Annotated in this window: 16 protein-coding genes; 11 read left to right on the top strand and 5 right to left on the bottom strand. The window is 63.5% G+C overall.

Annotation, left to right across the window (positions count from 1 at the left end):
- The first annotated feature begins 29 nt into the window (after window positions 1-29).
- The 3 genes from ACH2DG_RS01880 (at window position 30) to ACH2DG_RS01870 (ending at window position 3,137) form a co-directional block, all read left to right on the top strand.
- Window positions 30-1,040, top strand: a complete 1,011-nt coding sequence (locus ACH2DG_RS01880; protein ID WP_395024019.1) for an LLM class flavin-dependent oxidoreductase — start codon at window positions 30-32, stop codon at window positions 1,038-1,040.
- Between the two features lie 103 nt (window positions 1,041-1,143).
- Window positions 1,144-1,701, top strand: a complete 558-nt coding sequence (locus ACH2DG_RS01875; protein ID WP_395024018.1) for a hypothetical protein — start codon at window positions 1,144-1,146, stop codon at window positions 1,699-1,701.
- A gap of 101 nt (window positions 1,702-1,802) precedes the next feature.
- Window positions 1,803-3,137 (top strand): glycerate kinase, encoded by a 1,335-nt coding sequence (locus tag ACH2DG_RS01870; protein WP_395024017.1) that lies wholly within the window; start codon window positions 1,803-1,805, stop codon window positions 3,135-3,137.
- Window positions 3,138-3,207: 70 nt separating this feature from the next.
- Here ACH2DG_RS01870 and ACH2DG_RS01865 read toward each other — a convergent pair whose 3' ends face one another.
- Window positions 3,208-4,125 (bottom strand): LysR family transcriptional regulator, encoded by a 918-nt coding sequence (locus ACH2DG_RS01865; RefSeq protein ID WP_395024016.1) that lies wholly within the window; start codon window positions 4,123-4,125, stop codon window positions 3,208-3,210.
- A gap of 198 nt (window positions 4,126-4,323) precedes the next feature.
- Between ACH2DG_RS01865 and gcl the strand changes: the two genes are divergently transcribed.
- From gcl to ACH2DG_RS01830, 7 genes are all read left to right on the top strand, one after another.
- A complete protein-coding gene (gene gcl, locus ACH2DG_RS01860) occupies window positions 4,324-6,114 on the top strand; it encodes a glyoxylate carboligase (protein ID WP_395024015.1) in 1,791 nt (596 codons plus the stop codon).
- A 29-nt stretch (window positions 6,115-6,143) separates the two neighbouring features.
- Window positions 6,144-6,947, top strand: a complete 804-nt coding sequence (gene hyi / locus ACH2DG_RS01855; protein ID WP_395024014.1) for a hydroxypyruvate isomerase — start codon at window positions 6,144-6,146, stop codon at window positions 6,945-6,947.
- A 60-nt stretch (window positions 6,948-7,007) separates the two neighbouring features.
- Window positions 7,008-7,922 carry a 2-hydroxy-3-oxopropionate reductase gene (gene glxR, locus ACH2DG_RS01850; protein WP_395024013.1) on the top strand — a complete coding sequence of 305 codons (915 nt, stop codon included), beginning with the start codon at window positions 7,008-7,010 and terminating at the stop codon, window positions 7,920-7,922.
- Between the two features lie 160 nt (window positions 7,923-8,082).
- Window positions 8,083-8,772 (top strand): helix-turn-helix transcriptional regulator, encoded by a 690-nt coding sequence (locus ACH2DG_RS01845; protein ID WP_395024012.1) that lies wholly within the window; start codon window positions 8,083-8,085, stop codon window positions 8,770-8,772.
- A 104-nt stretch (window positions 8,773-8,876) separates the two neighbouring features.
- The gene (locus tag ACH2DG_RS01840) at window positions 8,877-9,530 is read left to right on the top strand and encodes a glutathione S-transferase family protein (protein ID WP_395024011.1); all 654 of its coding nucleotides are present in this window, start codon (window positions 8,877-8,879) and stop codon (window positions 9,528-9,530) included.
- Between the two features lie 174 nt (window positions 9,531-9,704).
- A complete protein-coding gene (gene gspF / locus ACH2DG_RS01835) occupies window positions 9,705-10,922 on the top strand; it encodes a type II secretion system inner membrane protein GspF (RefSeq protein WP_395024010.1) in 1,218 nt (405 codons plus the stop codon).
- A gap of 70 nt (window positions 10,923-10,992) precedes the next feature.
- Complete coding sequence (locus ACH2DG_RS01830) at window positions 10,993-11,892, top strand: 5'-nucleotidase (protein ID WP_224150338.1); 900 nt, start codon at window positions 10,993-10,995, stop codon at window positions 11,890-11,892.
- Window positions 11,893-12,012: 120 nt separating this feature from the next.
- Here the strand turns inward: ACH2DG_RS01830 and ACH2DG_RS01825 are convergent, their stop codons facing one another.
- The 4 genes from ACH2DG_RS01825 to ACH2DG_RS01810 all read right to left on the bottom strand — a co-directional run bounded on the left by ACH2DG_RS01825 (window position 12,013) and on the right by ACH2DG_RS01810 (window position 17,902).
- Window positions 12,013-14,139: a TonB-dependent receptor domain-containing protein gene (locus ACH2DG_RS01825; RefSeq protein ID WP_395024009.1), complete on the bottom strand. Its 2,127-nt coding sequence runs from the start codon at window positions 14,137-14,139 to the stop codon at window positions 12,013-12,015.
- Window positions 14,140-14,365: 226 nt separating this feature from the next.
- Window positions 14,366-14,899 carry a hypothetical protein gene (locus ACH2DG_RS01820; protein WP_395024008.1) on the bottom strand — a complete coding sequence of 178 codons (534 nt, stop codon included), beginning with the start codon at window positions 14,897-14,899 and terminating at the stop codon, window positions 14,366-14,368.
- Window positions 14,900-15,028: 129 nt separating this feature from the next.
- Window positions 15,029-15,529, bottom strand: coding sequence for a DUF1854 domain-containing protein (locus ACH2DG_RS01815; RefSeq protein WP_395024007.1), 501 nt, complete (start codon window positions 15,527-15,529; stop codon window positions 15,029-15,031).
- A 24-nt stretch (window positions 15,530-15,553) separates the two neighbouring features.
- The gene (locus tag ACH2DG_RS01810) at window positions 15,554-17,902 is read right to left on the bottom strand and encodes an ABC transporter ATP-binding protein (RefSeq protein ID WP_395024006.1); all 2,349 of its coding nucleotides are present in this window, start codon (window positions 17,900-17,902) and stop codon (window positions 15,554-15,556) included.
- A 232-nt stretch (window positions 17,903-18,134) separates the two neighbouring features.
- On the opposite strand from ACH2DG_RS01810, the gene cphA reads away from it, so the two are divergent.
- Window positions 18,135-20,315, top strand: coding sequence for a cyanophycin synthetase (cphA, locus tag ACH2DG_RS01805; RefSeq protein WP_395024005.1), 2,181 nt, complete (start codon window positions 18,135-18,137; stop codon window positions 20,313-20,315).
- The last annotated feature ends 31 nt before the right edge of the window (window positions 20,316-20,346 follow it).

Genomic DNA, 20,346 nt, shown 5'->3' with positions numbered 1-20,346 from the left:
AGGATATTTGCCTAGGCAAGAATGTCTGCATGACTGAGACACACAAACGACCCGCCCTTTCGATGTTGGATCTGGTGGCCGTGCGCGAAGGCGGCACGGTAGCCCAGGCGCTGCAACTGGCGGTGCGCACCGCGCAGCATGTCGAATCCCTCGGCTTTACGCGCTACTGGCTGGCAGAGCACCACAACATGCCGGGCATCGCCAGCTCGTCCACCGCCGTGCTGATTGGCCATATCGCCGGGGCCACGCAGCATATCCGCGTGGGCTCGGGCGGCATCATGCTGCCCAACCATGCACCGCTGGTGGTGGCCGAAGCCTTTGGCACCCTGGCCGAACTGTACCCGGGCCGCATCGACCTGGGCCTGGGCCGCGCGCCCGGCACCGATGGCATGACCATGCGCGCACTGCGCCGCGACCGGGTCGAGAGCGAAGAGGATTTTCCCCGCGATGTGATGGAGCTGCAACGCCTGCTGGCCGATGCAGAGCCGGGCCAAAAGCTGATTGCCACACCAGGCGCGGGCACGCATGTGCCGATCTGGCTGCTGGGCTCCAGCCTGTTTTCAGCCCAATTGGCCGCGCATCTGGGCCTGCCTTATGCGTTTGCATCGCATTTTGCGCCGCGCATGCTGTACCAGGCAGTGCAGTTGTATCGCGATCTGTTCAAACCTTCTGCAGTCCTCGCCAAGCCCTATGTCATCGTCGGTGCGCCCGTGATCGCCGCGCCTACCGATGCCGAGGCGGAGTACCTGGCCAGCAGCACCTACCAGCGCGTGCTCGGCATCCTGACGGGCCAGCGCGGCCTGCTGCCGCGCCCGGTGGAAGGCTTCATGGACAAACTGAACGAGGCCGAGCGCCAAGCCATTGAAGGCTTTCTCGCCGTTGCATCGATTGGCGGGCCCGAGCGCGTCCAACAGCGCATGCGGCAGTTGGCCGATTCCACCGGCGCCGATGAGCTGATGCTGGTGAGTGACGTCTACGACGGAGAACTGCGCCTGCGCTCGCTGGAGATTGCCGCACAGGCTGTGCACTCCTGGGGTTAAAAACTATTATTTTGATAGCTATCAGCCTGCATCAATCCTGCACCACTGCGTCTTTTCACTTAAAGCACACGGCAAGGGTGTACAGCCGCGCTATGCTTGGGGCATGTCCGTCTACCCTCGCATTGCCCTGACCGGGGTGCTGAGTGCCTGTGCGCTCAGCACCCTGCTGGCTGGCTGCATTCAGCAGCCGCCTGAAGACCCGCCCTCCGCATCCGCGCCTGCCCAGCCACAGGCGACGGCCTTGCCAGCATCCCCCGCTGCCAACGAAGACCCTCAGCTCGCTGCGCACATGAAGACGCCGGAGTTCCGCCGCGAATACCGCACCAAGCAGGAACAGCTGCAGAGCGAGGCGCAGATCCAGGAAAGCGCTCCCTGGCTGGGACATACGGGCCTGAGCGATGCACAGGAGCGCGCACTGCCGCGCTACGTGCGCATGGAACTGGGCCAGTCTCTGCAAGACGCCCATGCCGTCCAGGCCCAGGATCTGGAGTACATGGGCAACTACCCTGAACCGGATGGCACGGTGTACTACTGGCGCATTCCTGACAAGGCCAATGCCCACGGGGATACGCACGCTGGCCCGGCCTACGCCTATATCCGAAAAGGCACGGACGGTGTGTACTACACCGACTGGGGCAACCGCACACCGCCGCTTGGCTAATCGTTCTTACGGCACGAAGTGTGCAGGCCCTGGGGGGAATAACGCATATTCCGCCCATGGCCGGTGGCTGCTTTCATAATGGCCAGTGGAGACACCACACCATGAACAACGCACCGCACCCCGTGCTGGCCGATCCCCGCCGCGATCCCCAGCAGTTTCTTCTGGACCTGTACCGCACCGCCGTCCAGCGCGCGCAGCCCCTGCACAGCATGGCGCAGCATCTGCCAAAGCCACCGAAGGGCCGCACGGTGGTGCTGGGCGCGGGCAAGGCGGGCGGCTCCATGGCCCAGGCGCTCGAAGCACTGTGGCCAAAGGATGCACCGCTGTCCGGCCTGGTGGTCACGCGCTACGACCATATCCCGCCGCGCCCGCAGGGACTGCCCCAGCGCCTGGAAGTCGTGGAAGCCGCGCACCCCGTACCCGATGCGGCGGGCCTTGCCGCAGCCGAGCGCATACTGGCGCTGACGGATGGCTTGACGGCGGATGACCTGGTGCTGTGCCTCATCTCTGGCGGCGGATCGGCCCTGCTCACACTCCCCGCCGAAGGCATTGATCTGCAGGAAAAACAGCGCATCAACAAGGTATTGCTCGAGAGCGGCGCCGCCATCAGCGAGATGAACTGCGTGCGCAAGCACCTCTCGCGCATCAAGGGCGGTCGCCTCGCCGCCGCCTGCCACCCGGCCAAGGTGGTGACGCTGACCATCAGCGACGTGCCCGGTGACGATCCTTCGATCATCGCCAGCGGCCCCACGGTGCCCGATGCATCGACCTGCGCAGATGCATTGGCCATCCTGGACCGCTACCAGATCAGCGTGCCCGACTCCGTGCGCGCCGCGCTGGAAGATGGAACACTGGAAACGCCCAAGCCCGGCGATCCACGCTTTGCAGGCCATGAAGTCCACCTGATCGCCACGCCCCAGCAATCGCTGGACGCCGCAGCCGCAGCCGCACGCTCGGCCGGTATCGCCGCCCATGTGCTGTCGGACGAGATCGAAGGCGAATCGCGCGAAGTAGGCAAGGTGCATGCCGCCATGGCGCGCGCCGTAGCCCGCCATGGCATGCCCTTTGCCAGGCCCTGCGTCATTCTCTCGGGTGGCGAAACGACGGTGACCATCCGCCCGCGCCAGCCTGGCGCCGCGAAGGGGCGCGGCGGCCGCGCGGGGGAGTTCTGCATGGGCCTGGCGCAAGCACTACAAGGCCAGGAAAAGGTCTGGGCCCTGGCCGCCGATACCGACGGCATCGACGGCGTGGAAGACAATGCTGGCGCCCGCGTGGCTCCAGACACCCTGCAACGCGCGGCAGCCACAAGTCTGCGCATCAGCGACCATCTGGACCGCAACGATGCCTATGGCTATTTTCTGGCTCTCAATGACCTCGTGGTGACCGGCCCCACACACACCAACGTCAACGATTTTCGCGCAATTCTGGTGCTTTGATAGCTTTAATTTTCATAGCAAAAAGCGCTTGATTGACAAGCGCTTGAGGCACCCAACCCCTCGCCTCCCGCTAGCCACCATTGGGCAGATTCTCCCACCAGGCAGCATCGAAGGTGCCTTGCAGAAACGCGATGAACGACTGCACCTTCTGCGGCACCAGACGCGGCGACGGGTAGACGGCGTGGATCTCCTGCTCGGGCAGGCGGCAGGTCTTGAGCACCTCGACCACGCGGCCATCTTTCAGCGATTCATGCGCCACATAACGCGGCAACGCCGCTATGCCCATGTGCGAGCGCGCAGCCGCCAGCAGGGCCGATAGGTTGTTGGAGCGCAAGCGCCCCGTCACAGGTACCGAGACCGGCTCACCACTGGCATTGCGCAGCCGCCAGATGTCGTTGCCCTGCACACTGCTGTAGATCAGCGCAGAATGCTCTTTCAGATCGGATGGCCTGCGTGGCGTACCGTGCTTGCGCAGATACGATGGCGACGCCACCAACGTCCAGGGGTTCACACCCAGCATGCGCGCGCCCAGCGATGAATCGGCCAGCTTGCCCAGGCGCAGCGCCACATCAATGCCATTGGCCACCAGGTCGGTGTAGCGGTCCTCAAAGCTCAGATCCACCTGCACCTGGGGGTTGTGCTTCATGAACTCCATCGCGAGCGGAATCAACACACGCCGCCCGAAAGCGACGGAGCTGCCAATACGCAACTGGCCTTGCACCTGCGTCTGCCGCACCTTGACCACATTCTCGGCTTCGGCCACATCGTTCACGATGAGCTTGCACTTTTCGTAGTAAAGCGCACCGGCCTCGGTCAGGCTCACACCGCGCGTGTTGCGGTTGAGCAGGCGCACCTTCAACCGCGCCTCCATGGCTGCAACCTGCTTGGTCACGGTGGGTTGGGTGGTGGAGAACTCCTGCGCCACCTTGGTGAAGCTGCCGGTTTCCACCACGCGCACAAACATGTGCATGGCATCGAGTCTGTCCATGATTTTGTCTCCTTGAAGTGTTCTGCCCGGACCGCGCGCAATGCCGCAGTCGCGCCTGAACCGCAGATGCTGGCGGCGCGGCGCTCCAAGCGGAACACTCTTATCTATTCTTGAGTGGAATAAATTTTATGGTCTGCATGCGCCTTCCGGCAAGCGTTTGTCTTCAATACAGTCAATCCCAGTTGTAAAGGAGACCTCATGGCCAAAATGAAAGCGATCGAAGCCGCAGTCCGCGTGCTCGAAAAAGAAGGTGTGACTGTTGCGTTCGGCGTGCCCGGCGCTGCGATCAATCCGCTGTACGCAGCGATGAAGGACCACGGCGGTATCGGCCACATCCTGGCCCGCCACGTCGAGGGCGCGAGCCACATGGCCGAAGGCTATACCCGTGCTGTCGCAGGCAACATCGGTGTGTGCATCGGCACCAGCGGCCCGGCCGGTACCGACATGATCACCGGCCTGTATTCGGCCAGCGCCGATTCCATCCCGATCCTGTGCATCACCGGCCAGGCACCACGTGCCCGCCTGCACAAGGAAGACTTTCAGGCTGTAGATATCGCCTCCATTGCCAAGTCCGTCACCAAGTGGGCCACCACCGTGCTGGAGCCCGCCCAGGTGCCACGCGCCTTCCAGCAAGCGTTCCATCTGATGCGCTCCGGCCGCCCCGGCCCCGTGCTGATCGATCTGCCCATCGACGTACAACTGGCAGAAATCGAATTCGACATCGACACCTACGAGCCACTGCCTGCCTACAAGCCTGCTGCCTCACGCAAGCAAGCCGAGAAGGCCATCGAGATGCTCAACGCATCCGAGCGTCCCTTGATCGTCTCCGGCGGCGGTGTCATCAATGCCGACGCGGCCGATCTGCTCGTGGAGCTGGCGGAAACGCTGAACGTGCCCGTGATCCCCACACTGATGGGCTGGGGCACCATCCCCGACGACCACCCGTTGATGGCAGGCATGTGCGGTCTGCAGACCAGCCACCGCTATGGCAACGCCACCATGCTGGCATCGGACTTCGTGTTCGGCATCGGCAACCGCTGGGCCAACCGCCACACCGGTTCGGTCGATGTCTACACCAAGGGCCGCAAATTCATCCACGTCGACATCGAACCCACCCAGATCGGCCGTGTGTTCGCGCCTGACTATGGCATCGTCTCGGACGCCAAGGCGGCGCTGGAGCAATTCGTTGCCGTGGCTCGCGAGTGGAAAGCCGCAGGCAAGCTCAAGGACCGCAGCGCCTGGGTGTCCGAGTGCCAGGGCCGCAAGAACAGCGTCGAATACCTGCGCAAGACCAACTTCGACAATGTGCCGATGAAGCCCCAGCGCGTGTACCAGTGCATGAACCGCTCGCTGGACCGCGACACCACCTATGTGTCCACCATCGGCCTGTCACAGATTGCAGGCGCCCAGTTCCTGCACGTGTACAAGCCCCGCAACTGGATCAACTGCGGCCAGGCAGGCCCCCTGGGCTGGACCACGCCTGCCGCCCTGGGTGTGCGTGTGGCCGATCCCAAGCGCAAGATCGTGGCCCTGTCCGGTGACTACGACTTCCAGTTCATGATCGAGGAGCTGGCCGTGGGAGCGCAGTTCAAGCTGCCCTATGTCCACGTGCTGGTCAACAACAGCTACCTGGGTTTGATCCGCCAGGCGCAGCGCGCCTTCAGCATCGACTACTGCGTGCAGCTCGCCTTCGACAACATCAACATGAGCGAGGATGAGGCCGCGCGCGGCTATGGCGTAGACCACGTCAAGGTCGTCGAAGGCCTGGGGTGCAAGGCCATCCGCGTGCACCGCCCCGAAGACTTTGCCCCCGCCATGCAACAGGCCGAAGCCTGGATGGCCGAACACCAGACCCCCGTCGTCATCGAATGCATTCTGGAGCGCGTGACCAACATCGCCATGGGCACCGAAATCGACAACGTGGTCGAGTTCGAGGGCCTCGCCGCAGGCAAGGCCGATGCCCCCAGCGCACTCGCGCTGCTGGATTGAACGTTCCTCTTTTTCACTGGAGTTTTGCCATGCCCCGTTTTGCTGCCAACCTCAGCATGCTGTTTACCGAGGTACCCTTCCTCGAGCGTTTCGAGCGCGCCGCCAATGCAGGCTTTGAAGCCGTCGAGTTTCTGTTTCCCTATGCCCACACGGTCGAAGAGATCAAGGAGCGGCTCAACGCCACGGGCCTGCAGATCGTGCTGCACAACCTGCCTGCGGGCGACTGGGATGCGGGTGAGCGCGGCATCGCCTGCGACCCCATGCGCGTGGATGAATTCCGCGCCGGTGTGGCCAAGGCCGTGACCTATGCCCACGCACTGGGCGTGCCTCAGCTCAACTGCCTGGCCGGCAAGGTACCGGCAGGTGTGGACGCAGCAACGCTGCGCCGCACCTTCGTCGAAAACCTGCGCTTTGCTGCAGCCGCGCTCAAGATGGCCAACCTGCGCCTGCTGGTCGAACCCATCAACCCGTTCGACATTCCCGGCTTCTACCTGAACCGAACGGACCAGGCGCTGGACATTCTGGACGAAGTGGGCGCCGCCAACGCCTTTGTCCAGTACGACATCTACCATGCCCAGCGCACCGAAGGCGAGCTGGCAGCCACCCTGCAAAAGCATCTGGCCCGCATCGGCCACGTGCAGTTGGCCGACAACCCGGGCCGCAACGAGCCGGGCTCGGGCGAGATCAACTACCCCTTCCTGTTCTCGCACCTGGACCGCATCGGCTACACCGGCTGGGTCGGCTGCGAATACAAGCCCGCCAAAGACACCGAATCCGGGCTGCGCTGGATCGAGACCGTTGCAGGCCAGAAATGCGCTGCCGTGGCCGCCTGATAAGCGCTATCCACTATAGAAATTGATTTTCATATTCAAGAAAACCAAGGAGATCTCTTCATGAATGCAACGCCCCTCAAGCTCGGTTTCATCGGCCTGGGCATCATGGGCGCACCCATGTGCAGCCACCTGATCGCGGCCGGCCACCAGCTGTTCGTCAACACCCGAGGCAAGATGCCTGCGAACATCGCTGAAAGCAGCGCCACCCAATGCACCACCGTGCGCGGCGTGGCCGAGCGGGCGGACATCATCTTCGTGATGGTGCCTGACACGCCTGATGTCGAAGAAGTCCTGTTCGCCGAAGACGGCCTGGCTGCAGGCCTCAAGGGCAGCACAGGCAAGATCGTCGTCGACATGTCCTCCATCTCGCCAGTCGCCACCAAGGAATTTGCCAAGCGCATACAGGCTCTGGGCGTTCAGTACCTGGACGCGCCCGTCTCCGGTGGCGAAGTCGGCGCCAAGAATGCCACGCTGTCCATCATGGTCGGTGGCCCGGACGCCGCCTTCGAGCGCGTCAAGCCGCTCTTTGAGAAGATGGGCAAGAACATCACGCTCGTGGGCGGCAATGGTGACGGCCAGACCGCCAAGGTCGCCAATCAGATCATCGTGGCCCTGAACATCGAGGCCGTGGCAGAGGCACTGCTTTTCGCATCGCGCGCTGGCGCCGATCCCGCCCGCGTGCGCGAAGCGCTGCTGGGAGGCTTCGCTTCGTCCAAGATTCTGGAAGTGCATGCCGAGCGCATGATCAAGCGCACCTTCGCCCCGGGTTTCCGTATCGCGCTGCACCAGAAGGATCTGAACCTGGCGCTCTCCAGCGCACGCCAATTGGGTGTTTCGCTTCCAAACACGGCGCAGGCGCAGGAGCTGTTCAACAGCTGCGTGGCGCATGGCGGCGCGGGCTGGGACCATTCGGGTCTGGTGCGCGCACTGGAGATTCAGGCCAACTTCGAGATAGGGCAGAAAGCGCCTGCATAAAACAACCGTTGGCATTGCGAGTGAATGGTCGGCCAAAAGAGCCGGCCTTTTTTTATGGCAGGCATGGCCCGGAAGGAAACCGCTTTCTCCACAAGGGCTGGCCAGGCTTTTTTGCGCCGCTCTCCACGGCCTCCCGGCGCAGGCGCGCTATGCTTGCGCCATGTCCCGCTCTGCCCGATTACTGCAACTGCTCGATTTGCTGCGTCGTGCGCGCCAGCCACAAACCGGGCCGGCATTGGCCCAGACGCTGGACATCAGCCTGCGCACGCTCTACCGCGATATCGCCAGCCTGCGCGAACAAGGCGCTGCCATCGAAGGCGACCCTGGCGTGGGATTCGAGATGCGACCCGGCTTTCTGCTGCCGCCCTTGATGTTCAACGCCGACGAGCTGGAGGCCTTGCTGCTGGGCGCACGCTGGGCCAGCCTGCAGGCAGATCCGCACCTCGCCCACGCCGCCGAAGCCGCCATGGACCGCATCCGCACCGCGCTGCCGCTGGACTTGCGCATTGCCGTCGACACCAGCGGCTTGCTGGTGCCCAATATGCATGAGACTCCTGCGCCAGAGGCTTGGCAGGCCGCGCTGCGCCGCGCCATCCGCGCCGAGCACAAGGTAGTGCTGCACTACCAGGACCAGCATGGCACCTTGACCGAGCGCCTGGTCTGGCCTGTGGCCATGGCCTATTTTGAGCGCAGCCGGGTCGTCACCGCCTGGTGCGAACTGCGCCAGGCGTTTCGCCATTTCCGCGCCGACCGCGTGCACCACCTGCAAGACCTGGGCGAGCGTTACCCGGAGGCGCGCCAGCACCTGATCCAGCGCTGGCTGGCCGAAACGGGCTACACGCTCGACTAGAAGAGGCTTACGTTCCGAGAGCCTGTTCACTGCTGACAAAAACTGTCAGCGCCTCTTTCTACAGTGCCTGCATGGCAGCTTCGCCATGACGAGAAGGACACACCGTGAACGCTCACACCCCCGCTCCACTGCGCTTTTTCCACCACCCCCAATCGCGTTCCCGCATCGTGCGCTGGATGCTGGAGGAGTGCGGCGCCACCTATGAACCTGTGCCACTGGAGTTCGGCACCACGATGAAGGCGCCGGAGTACCTGGCGCTCAACCCCATGGGCAAGGTACCCGCCCTGCAGCATGGCGACAGGGTGATCACCGAGACCGCGGCCATCCTGGCCTACCTGGCCGATCTGTTTCCACAAAAGCAACTGGCGCCAGCGCTCGGCGATCCGGCACGCGGCACCTACTACCGTTGGCTGTTTTTCGTGGCGGGGCCGGTGGAAGCCGCCATCACCGCCAAGGCCGAAGGCTGGCTGGCCCAACAGACGAGTGAGCAGGCGCTGCGGGCCGGCTTTGGCCGTTTTGACGATGTGGTGCGCAGCCTGCAGCTGGCCGTCCAGGGCAGGCGTTATGTGTGCGGCAACCATTTCACCGCTGCTGACCTGTGCCTTGCCAGCTACATCGGCTGGGGCATGATGGAAGGCAGTCTTCCGTCCCTGCCTGAGTTCAAGGCCTATGCCGAGCCCCTGCTGCAGCGCCCGGCCTCGCAGCGCGGCGACGCGCTGGACGGCCCCATGGAGACCGAAGCTGCCGCTGCGGTTTAGCGCAAAAGCGGTTTCGCCGCCCGGCTGGCGCGCGTCAGGTCATCTAAATTGATAGCAATTGGCATCACCTAACCCCGCAGCCTGCGCAGGTGGGGTGGTGCCATCGCCGTGCCATGGGGATCAGGCACAATAGACCGGATGTGGCCGGTGCCACCTTGTTCCACTCAGCCACCCATGCCAGCTTTTTCGTACGAAGTTCTAGACGCCCAGGGCCAGACCCGCAAGGGCATGATCGAGGCCGACAGCGCCAAGGCAGCTCGCAACCAGCTGCGCGCCCAGGCCATGGTACCGCTCGTGGTCGAACCCACCTCCGGCAGCGATGACACAATGCCCGGCGCGGCGCGCAGCCGCCGTTCGGTCTTCAACGCGACGGGGCTGGCGGTCTGGACGCGCCAGCTTGCGGGCCTCATCAGTTCCGGCCTGCCGCTGGAGCGGGCGCTCACCGCGCTGATGGAGGAGATCGACAGCGAATCGCAGCGGCAACTGGTGGCCAGCCTGCGGGCCGAGGTGAATGGCGGATCGACCTTTGCCAATGCGCTGGGGCTCTATCCCCGCGATTTTTCGCAGATCTACCGCGCCGTGATCGACGCAGGCGAGCACAGCGGCCACCTCGACCGCGTGCTGGAGCGCCTGGCCGACGACCTGGAAGAGCGCGAACAGCTCAAGAACAGCCTGGTGGGCGCAGCGCTCTACCCCGCCATCGTCACCTGCTTTGCCTTTGTGGTGGTGATGGTGCTGATGAGCTATGTGGTGCCGCAGGTCGCCGAGGTATTTGCCGGCACCAAGCACGCGCTGCCGATTCTCACCCGCATCATGCTGGCCTTCAGCGAGCTGATCCGCCACTGGTGGTGGCTGGCAGCTGGCGTGGCGGTAGTGGGCACGGTGATGCTGCGCCTGTCGCTGCGGCAGCCGCATTTTCGGCAACGTTTCGATGCAGCATGGCTGCAGTTGCCCATCGTGGGCAAGCTGGCCCGCAATTACAACGCAGCGCGTTTTGCCTCCACGCTGGCCATGCTCAGCAATGCTGGCGTGCCCATTCTGAAAGCCCTGCAGGCTGCCGCGCAGACCGTGAACAACCAGGCCATGCGCCAGGATGCCATCGACGCGCTGGACATGGTGCGCGAAGGCGCGCCGCTGGCATCGGCCCTGGCACAGAAAAAGCGCTACCCTGCGCTCCTGTCCATGTTTGCCCGCCTGGGCGAGCAGACTGGCGAGCTGCCGCAGATGCTGCAGCGCGTGGCCAACCAGCTGGCGGGCGATGTCAAGCGCCGGTCGATGCGCCTTGCGACCATTCTGGAGCCACTGCTCATCGTGGGCATGGGCATCATTGTCGGCATCATCGTGATGGCAGTGCTGATGCCCATCATCCAGCTCAACCAGTTTGTGCGCTAGCACACGCAGCGCTGTTCGGCCTTATCTGTCGCACCGGATTTTTAGCCCTCCTGAGTCCATAGAGAACCCTATGCCCGTCACGCTCGATAACAAGCTCGTCGTTGCCATCTCGTCACGGGCGCTGTTCAATTTTGAGGAAGAGAACCTCGTGTTCGAGCAGGGTGACGACCGCGCCTATGTCGCGCTGCAGATGCAGAAGCTGGACGTACCTGCGCCTCCGGGCGTGGCATTTTCGCTGGTCAAGAAGCTCCTGGCCTTCAACAGTGGCACCGACCAGAAGGTGGAGGTGGTGCTTCTGTCGCGCAATGATCCGGTCAGCGGCATGCGCGTGTTCCGCTCCTGCAAGGCGCATGGGCTCGATTCGATCCAGCGGGGGGTGTTCACACAAGGACGTGATCCATTCAGCTACCTCAAGCCGCTGGGCGCGCACCTGTTTCTCTCCGCCAATGCAGTGGATGTGCAGCAGGCGCTGCAGCTGGGTTTTCCGGCGGCGCGCGTGCTGACCGAATCGGTGCAGGCGCACGACGGCCATCCGCATGAAGTACGCATTGCCTTTGACGGCGATGCCGTGCTGTTCTCCGACGAAGCCGAGCGCGTCTACCAGGCCCAGGGCCTGGATGCTTTCCAGCGCCACGAGATCGAGCGCGCCTCGCACCCGCTGCCCGATGGCCCTTTCAAACCCCTGCTGGCCGCCCTGCACCGCCTGCAGCAAGATACGCAGAGCCAGATGCGCATCCGCACGGCGCTGGTGACGGCGCGCAGCGCTCCCGCGCATGAGCGCGCCATCCGTACCCTGATGGACTGGAATATTGGCGTGGACGAGGCGATGTTTCTGGGAGGGCTGGCCAAGGGAGAGTTCCTGCGCGAGTTCGAGCCGGATTTCTTTTTTGACGACCAGACCGGCCACGTCAACAGTGCCGCGCGCCATGTGCCCGCCGGCCATGTGAGCAGCGGGATTGCCAACACCTGAGATTGGAAGCTGCCTGCGCCCAACGCTTGAACAGCGTCCTTTTTCCAAAGCAAATGAAAAGAGCTGCAGGCGTCTTCCAACAAAGACGCCTGCTGCTCTTCTTCCATAGCGATCAAGCCATCAGAACTGCTTGACGAACCCCACGGTCACCGAGCGGCCCCGCAGCGGCGCTGCGTTCTTGATGTACGAGGTATGCGCATACGCGAGCTTGTCGGTCAGGTTGTCCACCTTCAGGTAGGCCTGCCATGGCGAGCCGTCGCTGGCGCGGTCGTGGTAGCTCAGGCGCCAGCCCAGCATGCCGTAACCGGGCGTTTCGGTTTCGTATTCCGCCACCTTGTCCTGGCGCTTGACGAGCGTCCATTCCGCTTCGCTGCGCCAATGCTCCCACTGGCCTGCCAGCCGCAAGCCGACGCGTGCGGGAGACAGGCGCGGGATGTGGCTGCCATCGTCCAGCCTTGCATGCACCATATCCCCCCAGACCGTGGCACGCCAGTTGGCATTGATCTTGTGCTGCACCTTGGCTTCCAGCCCGGTGAAGGTGGCCGTCTGCTGGCTGTATTGCAGCAGTTGCAGACCGTCCACCGCGTCCAGCGTCTTGCCGTAGATGTAGTTGGCAATGTGGTTGCGGTAGAGGTTGACACTGGCAATGGTATTGCCCTGGGGATCGAACTTGCGCTCCAGCCCCAGATCGATGTTGTTGGAGCGCTCGGCGCGCAGCCTCGAATTGCCCAGTTCGTAGGTGGCCGTTGCCATGTGCAGGCCATTGGCATACAGCTCTTCGGCGGTCGGCATGCGGGTCGCGGTGGTGAGATGGCTCGTCAGGCGCCAGCCGGGGGCAAAGCGCCAGCCTGCTCCTATCGAAGCCGAAGTGCCGTGGTGGCTGCGGCGCTCGCCGCCCTCCACCTCGTCGGCATCGACACTCTGCCAGTCGTGGCGCACTGCGGCTTCAACGCTGACATTGCCAAACCGCTGCTGCTCCATCAGAAACAGGCCATTCTGGCGTGTAACAGTGGGCTGGAGATAGGCCTCCTCTCCCACGGCGCTAAAGCGTCGGCGTGAGGTTTCCAGACCGAACACGCCCGTCCATCCGGCAATGGGCTCGTGCACGGCTTCCAGGCGCAGATCGTGCGCACGGTTGCGGAAGGTGGTGGCCACAGCCCCATCCTCGACCTCGTCGTGCTTGTAGTCCGTGACACCGCCGCGCAGGCGCACGGCGCTGATCCCTGCCACGGGGTTGCGCCACTCGCCGCGCAGATCGTAGCGCTCGCTCTTCAGGCGCACCACGGGTACATCGCCGCTTTCATGGTCGTGGTCGTGATCTTCATGGTCGCCGTCGCCGTCGCCATGGTCATGACCGCCGCAGTGCAGGTGCAGGCCATGCAGGTGGCAGCCTTCAATACTATGGTTGTGGCCTGGCAGGCCATAGTTTGCCGTCTGCCGCGTGTAGGCCGCGCCCAGGTAGCTGCCATCGTCTCCAATCCAGGAGAGACCGACACCGCCATCATTGCCACGCGAGCGGCTGCCTGCCACCTTGCCACCGCCTTCCCAACCGCTGCCGACGCGGTAATCGTGCGCATTGCGGGCCATGCCCTCGGCATGGATGGCGAAATTGCCGCTGCCGCCGGTCACCGACACAGCACCTGCTGCACCCGCACCGCCTGTGCCCGCGCGCATTTCGACCTGGCCTTCGTAGCCTTTTTTCGGCACGCTGGTGGGAATCTTGTCGTCCAGCACATTGACGACGCCGCCGATGGCACCCGCGCCATAGATCAGCGCCGATGGGCCGCGCAATACTTCGATCTGCCGAGCCAGCATGGGCTCGGTGGTCACCAGGTGGTCCGGACTGACGGTAGAGGCATCCTGGATCGCCGCGCCGCTTTGCAGCACCTTGACGCGCGCACCGTCCATGCCACGGATCACCGGACGGCTCGCCCCCGCGCCAAAGTGGGTTGCCTGAATGCCCGGCTCCCCTGACAAGGTATCGCCCAGGTTGGCGCCACGGCGCTGTACCAGCTCGTCGCCGGTCAGCACATCGGCAGGCGTGGTCAGGTCATCCACGCTGCGCGCCAGCGCATCGGCCTGCACCGTCACCTGGCCTAGCGTGACCTCTTCGGGCGCTTGCTGCGTGTCTGCAGCGTTTTGTGCAAATACGGGCGTACTGGCGCACAGCGCAGCCACTGCAGCAGCGATGGCCGGTTGCGCCAGACGCGCCGTGAAGGAAGAAAAATATTTGGAAGAATAAGACATGGCATGCCCAAGGGCTGCGCGCCCGCATGCAACGCCAGCGGGCAGGCAACCAAAGATAGAAAGAAACGGCCTGTTGCGCCTCTGAATGAAGCGCCTTAAGCTACAAATTAAATAGCATCAACCCATTTCAGATCAGAGAATCACGCGGGTACGCAACGCACTCCCGGCGCCACGGCCCAGCAAAGGCCTGGCCCGGCTGACGCATTCGGCAGCGCAGATACCGGATTCAGAAATGGAACAGCGCCTTGGGCGGGCCACGCGCAAAGAACAGTGCCGGGCTCTGGCGCAACAGCACGGCACCCATGCAGGCATTGCGCACGGGTGCAAACAGGAAGGTATGCAAGGCCGTGGCCACACCGGCCATGGCGGGCCCCAATGCCAGGTGGTGGAAAAGCTCGCAGTCAGCGCTGCCGTGCGCGCCAAACCAGCGCTCGATACCGCTGACAGCCGGGTCGCCGGTCGCCGGGTCGCCGGCCGCCGGATCGCCTGCCGCCGGATCGCCTGCCGCCTTCTCTGCGGCGGTCAAGGAACCATCTGCAGCGGCTTTGGCAATGCCGCGCACAGGCAAACTGAGCGCATCGGTGCCGGTCTTCCATGCCGCCCTTGCACCCGGGGCATGGGCCACCTGGTGCATCTGGCCGAGCATGGCCATGAATACCTGCAAGGCGCAGCAGGCCAAGAGCCAACGCACCCAGACCGCACGCACCCGTCCATTGGCCTGCCGGGCCCTGAAGCAGCGGGTGGGGTGAAGTCGGAACATGGGGTGGACTGCGCGATATAAACCGACAATTATTGCAACAACGTTGCATTATTCCACATCACGGGCATGAAAAAGGCCTGCATGGCAGGCCTGGGTGGATCCGGGTGGATAGATAGCGACGGCAAGCGTCTACAAAAAGCGCTCCAGCAGCTTGCGCGATGCCTTGTCGAGCCTGGTGGTGTCGGGCAGCTTGTAGTGCACACCGTCGGCCGACGTGATCAGCAGGTTCTGCCGACTGCCGAGCTTGCGGATGTCTTCTTCCGCTTTCAGGGTCATGCGTACCGGGCCACGGTCGGTTTCGATCTCCCAGATGCTGGGCACCGAGAAGGTCGAGACACTGAGGATGCGCTCGATGAGCGGCTGGAACTCGCGCGCGGCCAGGTCTTCATCGAGCAAGGCGCGCGCTGCGGTGTCAACGGCGTCCAGATCGGGAATCCACAATGCTTCCTTGCCGTCTTCGGCAATCAGCGAAATGCCATGCACCGGGGCAGACAGCGGAAAGGCACGCACCGGGTTGACCACGGCGCTGGTTCCGTCTTCCTTTTGCAGCACCAGGCGCCCAAAAGGGTTGCGCGAGAGCGGCATTGGCGCATTCAACTGAGTGGCGGCAGGGGTAAGGGTCGTATTCATGCGGGTACTTTCTGCACCGGGTGATCAGGCGTTGTCGTTCAGCGACTCGGCATTCGTCTTGGGAATGGCCTGCACGTCGTAGGTGACGCCAGCGGCGCGCACCGTGGCCACGCCTGCGGCTTCGGCATCTTCTTCGGCGCGGCGGGCCTGGGCCATGTACAGGCGCCAGTAGGCGCCTTCCTTGGCCATCAACTCGTCGTGCGGGCCCACTTCCACAATCTCGCCGCGGTCCATCACCACCAGGCGGTCGGCCTTGCGCAGGGTGGACAGGCGGTGCGCAATCGCAATGGTGGTGCGGCCTTGCACCAGGTTGTCCAGCGCACGCTGGATTTCCTTTTCGGTTTCGGTATCGACCGCCGACGTTGCCTCGTCAAGGATCAGGATGCGTGGATCGATCAGCAGCGCACGGGCAATGGAAATGCGCTGGCGCTCGCCACCCGACAGGCCCTGGCCGCGCTCACCCACGAGCGAGTCGTAGCCATGCGGCAGGCGCAGGATGAATTCGTGCGCATGCGCAGCGCGGGCGGCAGCCACGATCTCTTCGCGCGTGGCGTGCGGCTTGCCATAGGCAATGTTTTCGGCAATCGTGCCAAAGAACAGGAACGGCTCCTGCAGCACCAAGCCGATGTTGCTGCGGTAATCCGATACCGCAATGCGGCGCACATCCACGCCATCGAGCTGGATCGAGCCGTCGGTCACATCATAGAAACGGCTGATGAGGTTGACCAGCGTGCTCTTGCCCGAGCCACTGTGGCCCACCAGACCAATCATCTCGCCAGGCCTGATCTGCAGATTCAGATCCTTGATGACCGAACGGCTGCCATAGCGAAAGCCCACGTTCTCCATGGTGATCGCGCCCTGCACCTTGCCCAGCTTGACCGGGTTGGCCGGGTCGGGCACGTTGCTCACATGGTCCAGAATGTCGAAGATGCGCTTGGCGCCAGCGGCTGCCTTCTGTGTGACAGAGACAATGCGGCTCATCGAATCCAGCCGGGTGTAAAAGCGGCCGATGTAGGCGATGAAGGCCGTCAGGATACCGACCGTGATCTTCTCGTTGGCCACCAGGTAGATACCGAATGCCCAGACGATGAGCAGGCCGATCTCGGTCAGCAGCGTGACCGTGGGGGTGAACAATGACCAGGTCTTGTTGACGCGGTCATTCGCTTCCAGGTTGACCTGGTTGGCATGGGCAAAGCGGTCGGCTTCGCGCTGTTCCTGGGCAAAGGCCTTGACCACGCGGATACCCGGAATGGTGTCGGCCAACACGTTGGTCACCTCGGACCAGACGCGATCAATCTTCTCGAAGCCGGTGCGCAGCTTGTCACGCACGGTGTGGATCATCCAGGCGATGAAAGGCAGCGGCACCAGCGTTACCAGCGCCAGCCAGGGGTTGATCGAGAACAGAATGACCGAAGTCATCACGATCATCAGCACATCGGTGGCGAAATCCAGCGCGTTGAGCGACAGGAACAGGTTGATGCGGTCAGTCTCGGCACCAATGCGCGCCATCAGATCGCCCGTGCGCTTGCTGCCGTAGAAATCGAGCGACAGCTTGAGCAGGTGGTTGTAGGTGGTGGTGCGCAGATTGGCGCCAATGCGCTCGGACACGCGCGCCAGCACAAAGGTGCGCGCCCAGCCCAGCACCCAGGCCACCAGTGCCGACACCAGCAAGGCCCCCAGGTAGAACATCACCAGGCTTTTATCGATCTTTTCGCCGTTCTGGAACGGAATCAGGATCTTGTCCATCAAAGGGATCGTCAGGTACGGCGCCACCATGTGCGCGGCGGTGGACAGCAAGGTCAACACAAAACCCAACAACAATTGCATTTTGTAGGGCTCTGCGAACCGCCACAGGCGCAGCAGCACCCAGCTGGAGGTGGGGGCGTTGTTCTGGCGGGCGCAGGCCGGGCATTCTTCGGCGTCGGGCGGCAACAGGGTGCCGCATACCTGGCAGTGGGCGCGTTCATCCTCCAGGTGCTGGTAAGCCTCATTGCGCAACAGGCGCTCGCGCTGCTGCTCGAATTTCTGCACCAGTCCCAGCACGGCGGTCTGGTGGGTCAAGGTCATGCGCCACAGGCCCAGGCGCTGCGTGGTGTCGTGCAGTTCCAGATTACCCACTCCGCCGTGGTCATAGAAGCGCACGCTCAAATCCGTAGCGAGCGCCCACTCGCTCCACTGCCGGGTCGTGGGATCCGCCACCAGAATGCGCTGTGACGTCAGGGCAATCAGCCCACTGGCAAAACGCAAATCAGCCCCCAAGTCAACGGGAGCGACGGCTAAGACGTTTTCTTGGGTATTGAGCTTGGCTCGCAGTTCGGCCCCCAAAGGGCCAGCAAAGAATGCTGAAGCATCCGCGGATTGGTGATTTTGCATATAGCGTTGTTTTTCCCCGCCCTCGGCGGTCGCAGCTGCCCGGCGTTGCTGCCGGCAGGCCGCCTATTATTGCGGCGATACGGAATGACGTTAGCACCCGTCCATCTCCCCATTAACGCATGACCATGCATTTGGGCTGACAGCCCACCGCCTTGCCCGATTTGGGCGCACAATGCATTCCCATCGACGGCAATTCTCCAGAATTGTTACCAATGTTTATCCGCTGATTGATATGGCGAAATTCAACGACATCCAACTCTTGCGCACAACTTTCCTGCGTGGCCCCAGCGTCTGGACCTACCGCCCGGTACTGGAGGTCTGGCTGGATCTGGGAGAGCTGGAAGACTATCCGTCCAACAAGATTCCCGGCCTCAACGAGCGCCTGACCAGCTGGCTGCCCGACCTGATCGAGCACACCTGTGGTGTCGGCGAACGCGGCGGCTTCATTCAGCGCCTCGAAGGCGGCACCTGGATGGGCCATGTGCTGGAGCATGTGGTCATTGAACTGCTGAACCTGGCGGGAATGCCTGCAGAGTTTGGCCAGACGCGCGAGATCTCCAGGCGTGGCGTTTACCGCATGGTGTTCCGCTGCCCCGAAGAGGCCGTGGCCCGCGTGGCGCTGGAGCATGGCCACAAGCTGCTGATGGCGGCCATCAACGATGAGCCGTTCGATCTCAAGCCCGCCGTGCATGCCATCAAGACGGCAATCAATGACCGCTACCTCGGCCCGTCGACCGGCTGCATCGTCGATGCCGCCAGCGAGCGCCGCATTCCCCATATCCGACTGAACGATGGCAACCTCGTGCAGCTGGGCTATGGCGCTGCACAGCGCCGCATCTGGACGGCTGAATCCGACCAGACCAGCGCGATTGCCGAAGGCATTGCCCAGGACAAGGATTTCACCAAGCGCCTGCTGGCCGCCTGCGGCGTGCCCGTGCCAGAAGGCCAGATCGTGGCATCGCCCGAAGAAGCCTGGGAAGTGGCGCAGGACATCGGCTTTCCCGTCACCGTCAAGCCATCGGACGGCAACCACGCCCGTGGCGTGACGCTGGAGCTGTCTGAAGAAGCAGACATCAAGGCCGCTTTTGCGCTGGCAGAGCCCGAAGGCTCGGATGTCATCGTCGAAAAATTCATCGACGGCGTGGAACACCGCCTGCTGGTGGTGGGCGACAAGGTCGTCGCCGCCACCAAGGGCGAAACCGTGAGCGTGTACGGCAATGGCAAGGCCACGCTGCGCGAGCTGGTTGCCGTGCTGAACCAGGACCCGCGCCGCGGCCCCGAGCAGGAATACCCGCTCGACTGGATCAACCTGGAAGCCGGCGCCGTCAAGCTGGAGCTCAACCGCCAGCATGTCACCCCCGACAGCGTGATTCCCCAAGGCCAGGGCGTGCTGTTGCAGCGCAATGGCAACATGGCAATCGATTGCCTGGACGATGTGCACCCCGACGTGGCGTACTACGCCGTATTGGCGGCAAAGATCGTGGGCCTCGACATCGCCGGCATGGACATGATCCTCAAGGACGTCTCCCAGCCCATGCAGGGCCAGGGCGCGATCCTGGAAGTCAACGCGGGCCCGGGCCTGCTCATGCACCTCAAGCCCACCAGCGGCGCACCGCGCCCCGTGGGCATGGCGATTGCCGATCATCTCTTCCCGCGTGAAGACGGACCCGGCGCTGGCCGCATTCCCATTGCAGGCATCGTCGGCACCCGCAACAATGCCTTCATCGCCCGCCTGGTGGGCTGGTTGCTGCAACTGTCGGGCAAGGCCACCGGCGTTGCCAGCAGCGAAGGCATGTTCATCGCCAACCGCCAGACGCAAAAGACCGATACCGGCAACTGGGCTGGTGCCCACCGCCTGCTCACCAACCGGCTGGCCCAGGCCGCCGTCATCCAGACCACGGCCCGTTCCATCCTCGAAGAAGGCCTCGCCTACGACCGCTGCCTGGTTGGTGTGGTCACCGACATGGATGGCTACGAGCAACTGGCCGACCACGATGTGCTGGAGCCCGGCCAGATGCGCCGCGTGATGCGCACCCAGATCGATGTGGTGCTGGACGAAGGCGCTGGCGTGCTGAACGCCGACCTGCCCGAAGTGGCCGACCTCGCCGAACTGTGCGACGGCGAAGTGATCCTGTATTCGACCGATGCCGGCAACGAAGCCGTAGCTGCCCACCGCGCCAACACCGAAGCCCAGCATGAAGGCGGCCGCGCCGTGTTCGTCAAGGGCAACAACGTGGTGCTGGCCACCGGCACGCAGGAGCGCGTCCTGGGCACGCTCGATGCCCTGTCGCTGCCCGGCGGCAAGAAGCCCGATACCCCTGCGCTGCTGGCTGCGATTGCAACAGCCTGGGCGCTCGATATCACGCCCGATCTGATCGGCGCGGGCATCAAGACCTTTGAATACCAAGTTTGAGCCTGCACCTCAATTGCTCCTATAAATATAG

The sequence above is a fragment of the Comamonas odontotermitis genome (assembly GCF_040396735.1).
Classification (GTDB): Bacteria; Pseudomonadota; Gammaproteobacteria; order Burkholderiales; family Burkholderiaceae_C; genus Comamonas; species Comamonas odontotermitis_C.
The sequence above is the reverse complement of the archived record's forward strand: the minus strand, read 5'-3'. Positions and strand labels throughout refer to the sequence as shown.

What these genes read in the sequence shown, in the direction of transcription:
- ACH2DG_RS01825 (WP_395024009.1), bottom strand. Translation starts at nt 14,139, where the DNA reads ATGTCTTATTCTTCCAAATATTTTTCTTCCTTCACGGCGCGTCTGGCG.
- ACH2DG_RS01865 (WP_395024016.1), bottom strand. Translation starts at nt 4,125, where the DNA reads ATGGACAGACTCGATGCCATGCACATGTTTGTGCGCGTGGTGGAAACC.
- gspF (WP_395024010.1), top strand. Translation starts at nt 9,705, where the DNA reads ATGCCAGCTTTTTCGTACGAAGTTCTAGACGCCCAGGGCCAGACCCGC.
- gcl (WP_395024015.1), top strand. Translation starts at nt 4,324, where the DNA reads ATGGCCAAAATGAAAGCGATCGAAGCCGCAGTCCGCGTGCTCGAAAAA.
- cphA (WP_395024005.1), top strand. Translation starts at nt 18,135, where the DNA reads ATGGCGAAATTCAACGACATCCAACTCTTGCGCACAACTTTCCTGCGT.
- ACH2DG_RS01875 (WP_395024018.1), top strand. Translation starts at nt 1,144, where the DNA reads ATGTCCGTCTACCCTCGCATTGCCCTGACCGGGGTGCTGAGTGCCTGT.
- hyi (WP_395024014.1), top strand. Translation starts at nt 6,144, where the DNA reads ATGCCCCGTTTTGCTGCCAACCTCAGCATGCTGTTTACCGAGGTACCC.
- ACH2DG_RS01845 (WP_395024012.1), top strand. Translation starts at nt 8,083, where the DNA reads ATGTCCCGCTCTGCCCGATTACTGCAACTGCTCGATTTGCTGCGTCGT.
- ACH2DG_RS01870 (WP_395024017.1), top strand. Translation starts at nt 1,803, where the DNA reads ATGAACAACGCACCGCACCCCGTGCTGGCCGATCCCCGCCGCGATCCC.
- ACH2DG_RS01830 (WP_224150338.1), top strand. Translation starts at nt 10,993, where the DNA reads ATGCCCGTCACGCTCGATAACAAGCTCGTCGTTGCCATCTCGTCACGG.
- ACH2DG_RS01810 (WP_395024006.1), bottom strand. Translation starts at nt 17,902, where the DNA reads ATGCAAAATCACCAATCCGCGGATGCTTCAGCATTCTTTGCTGGCCCT.
- glxR (WP_395024013.1), top strand. Translation starts at nt 7,008, where the DNA reads ATGAATGCAACGCCCCTCAAGCTCGGTTTCATCGGCCTGGGCATCATG.
- ACH2DG_RS01880 (WP_395024019.1), top strand. Translation starts at nt 30, where the DNA reads ATGACTGAGACACACAAACGACCCGCCCTTTCGATGTTGGATCTGGTG.
- ACH2DG_RS01820 (WP_395024008.1), bottom strand. Translation starts at nt 14,899, where the DNA reads ATGTTCCGACTTCACCCCACCCGCTGCTTCAGGGCCCGGCAGGCCAAT.
- ACH2DG_RS01815 (WP_395024007.1), bottom strand. Translation starts at nt 15,529, where the DNA reads ATGAATACGACCCTTACCCCTGCCGCCACTCAGTTGAATGCGCCAATG.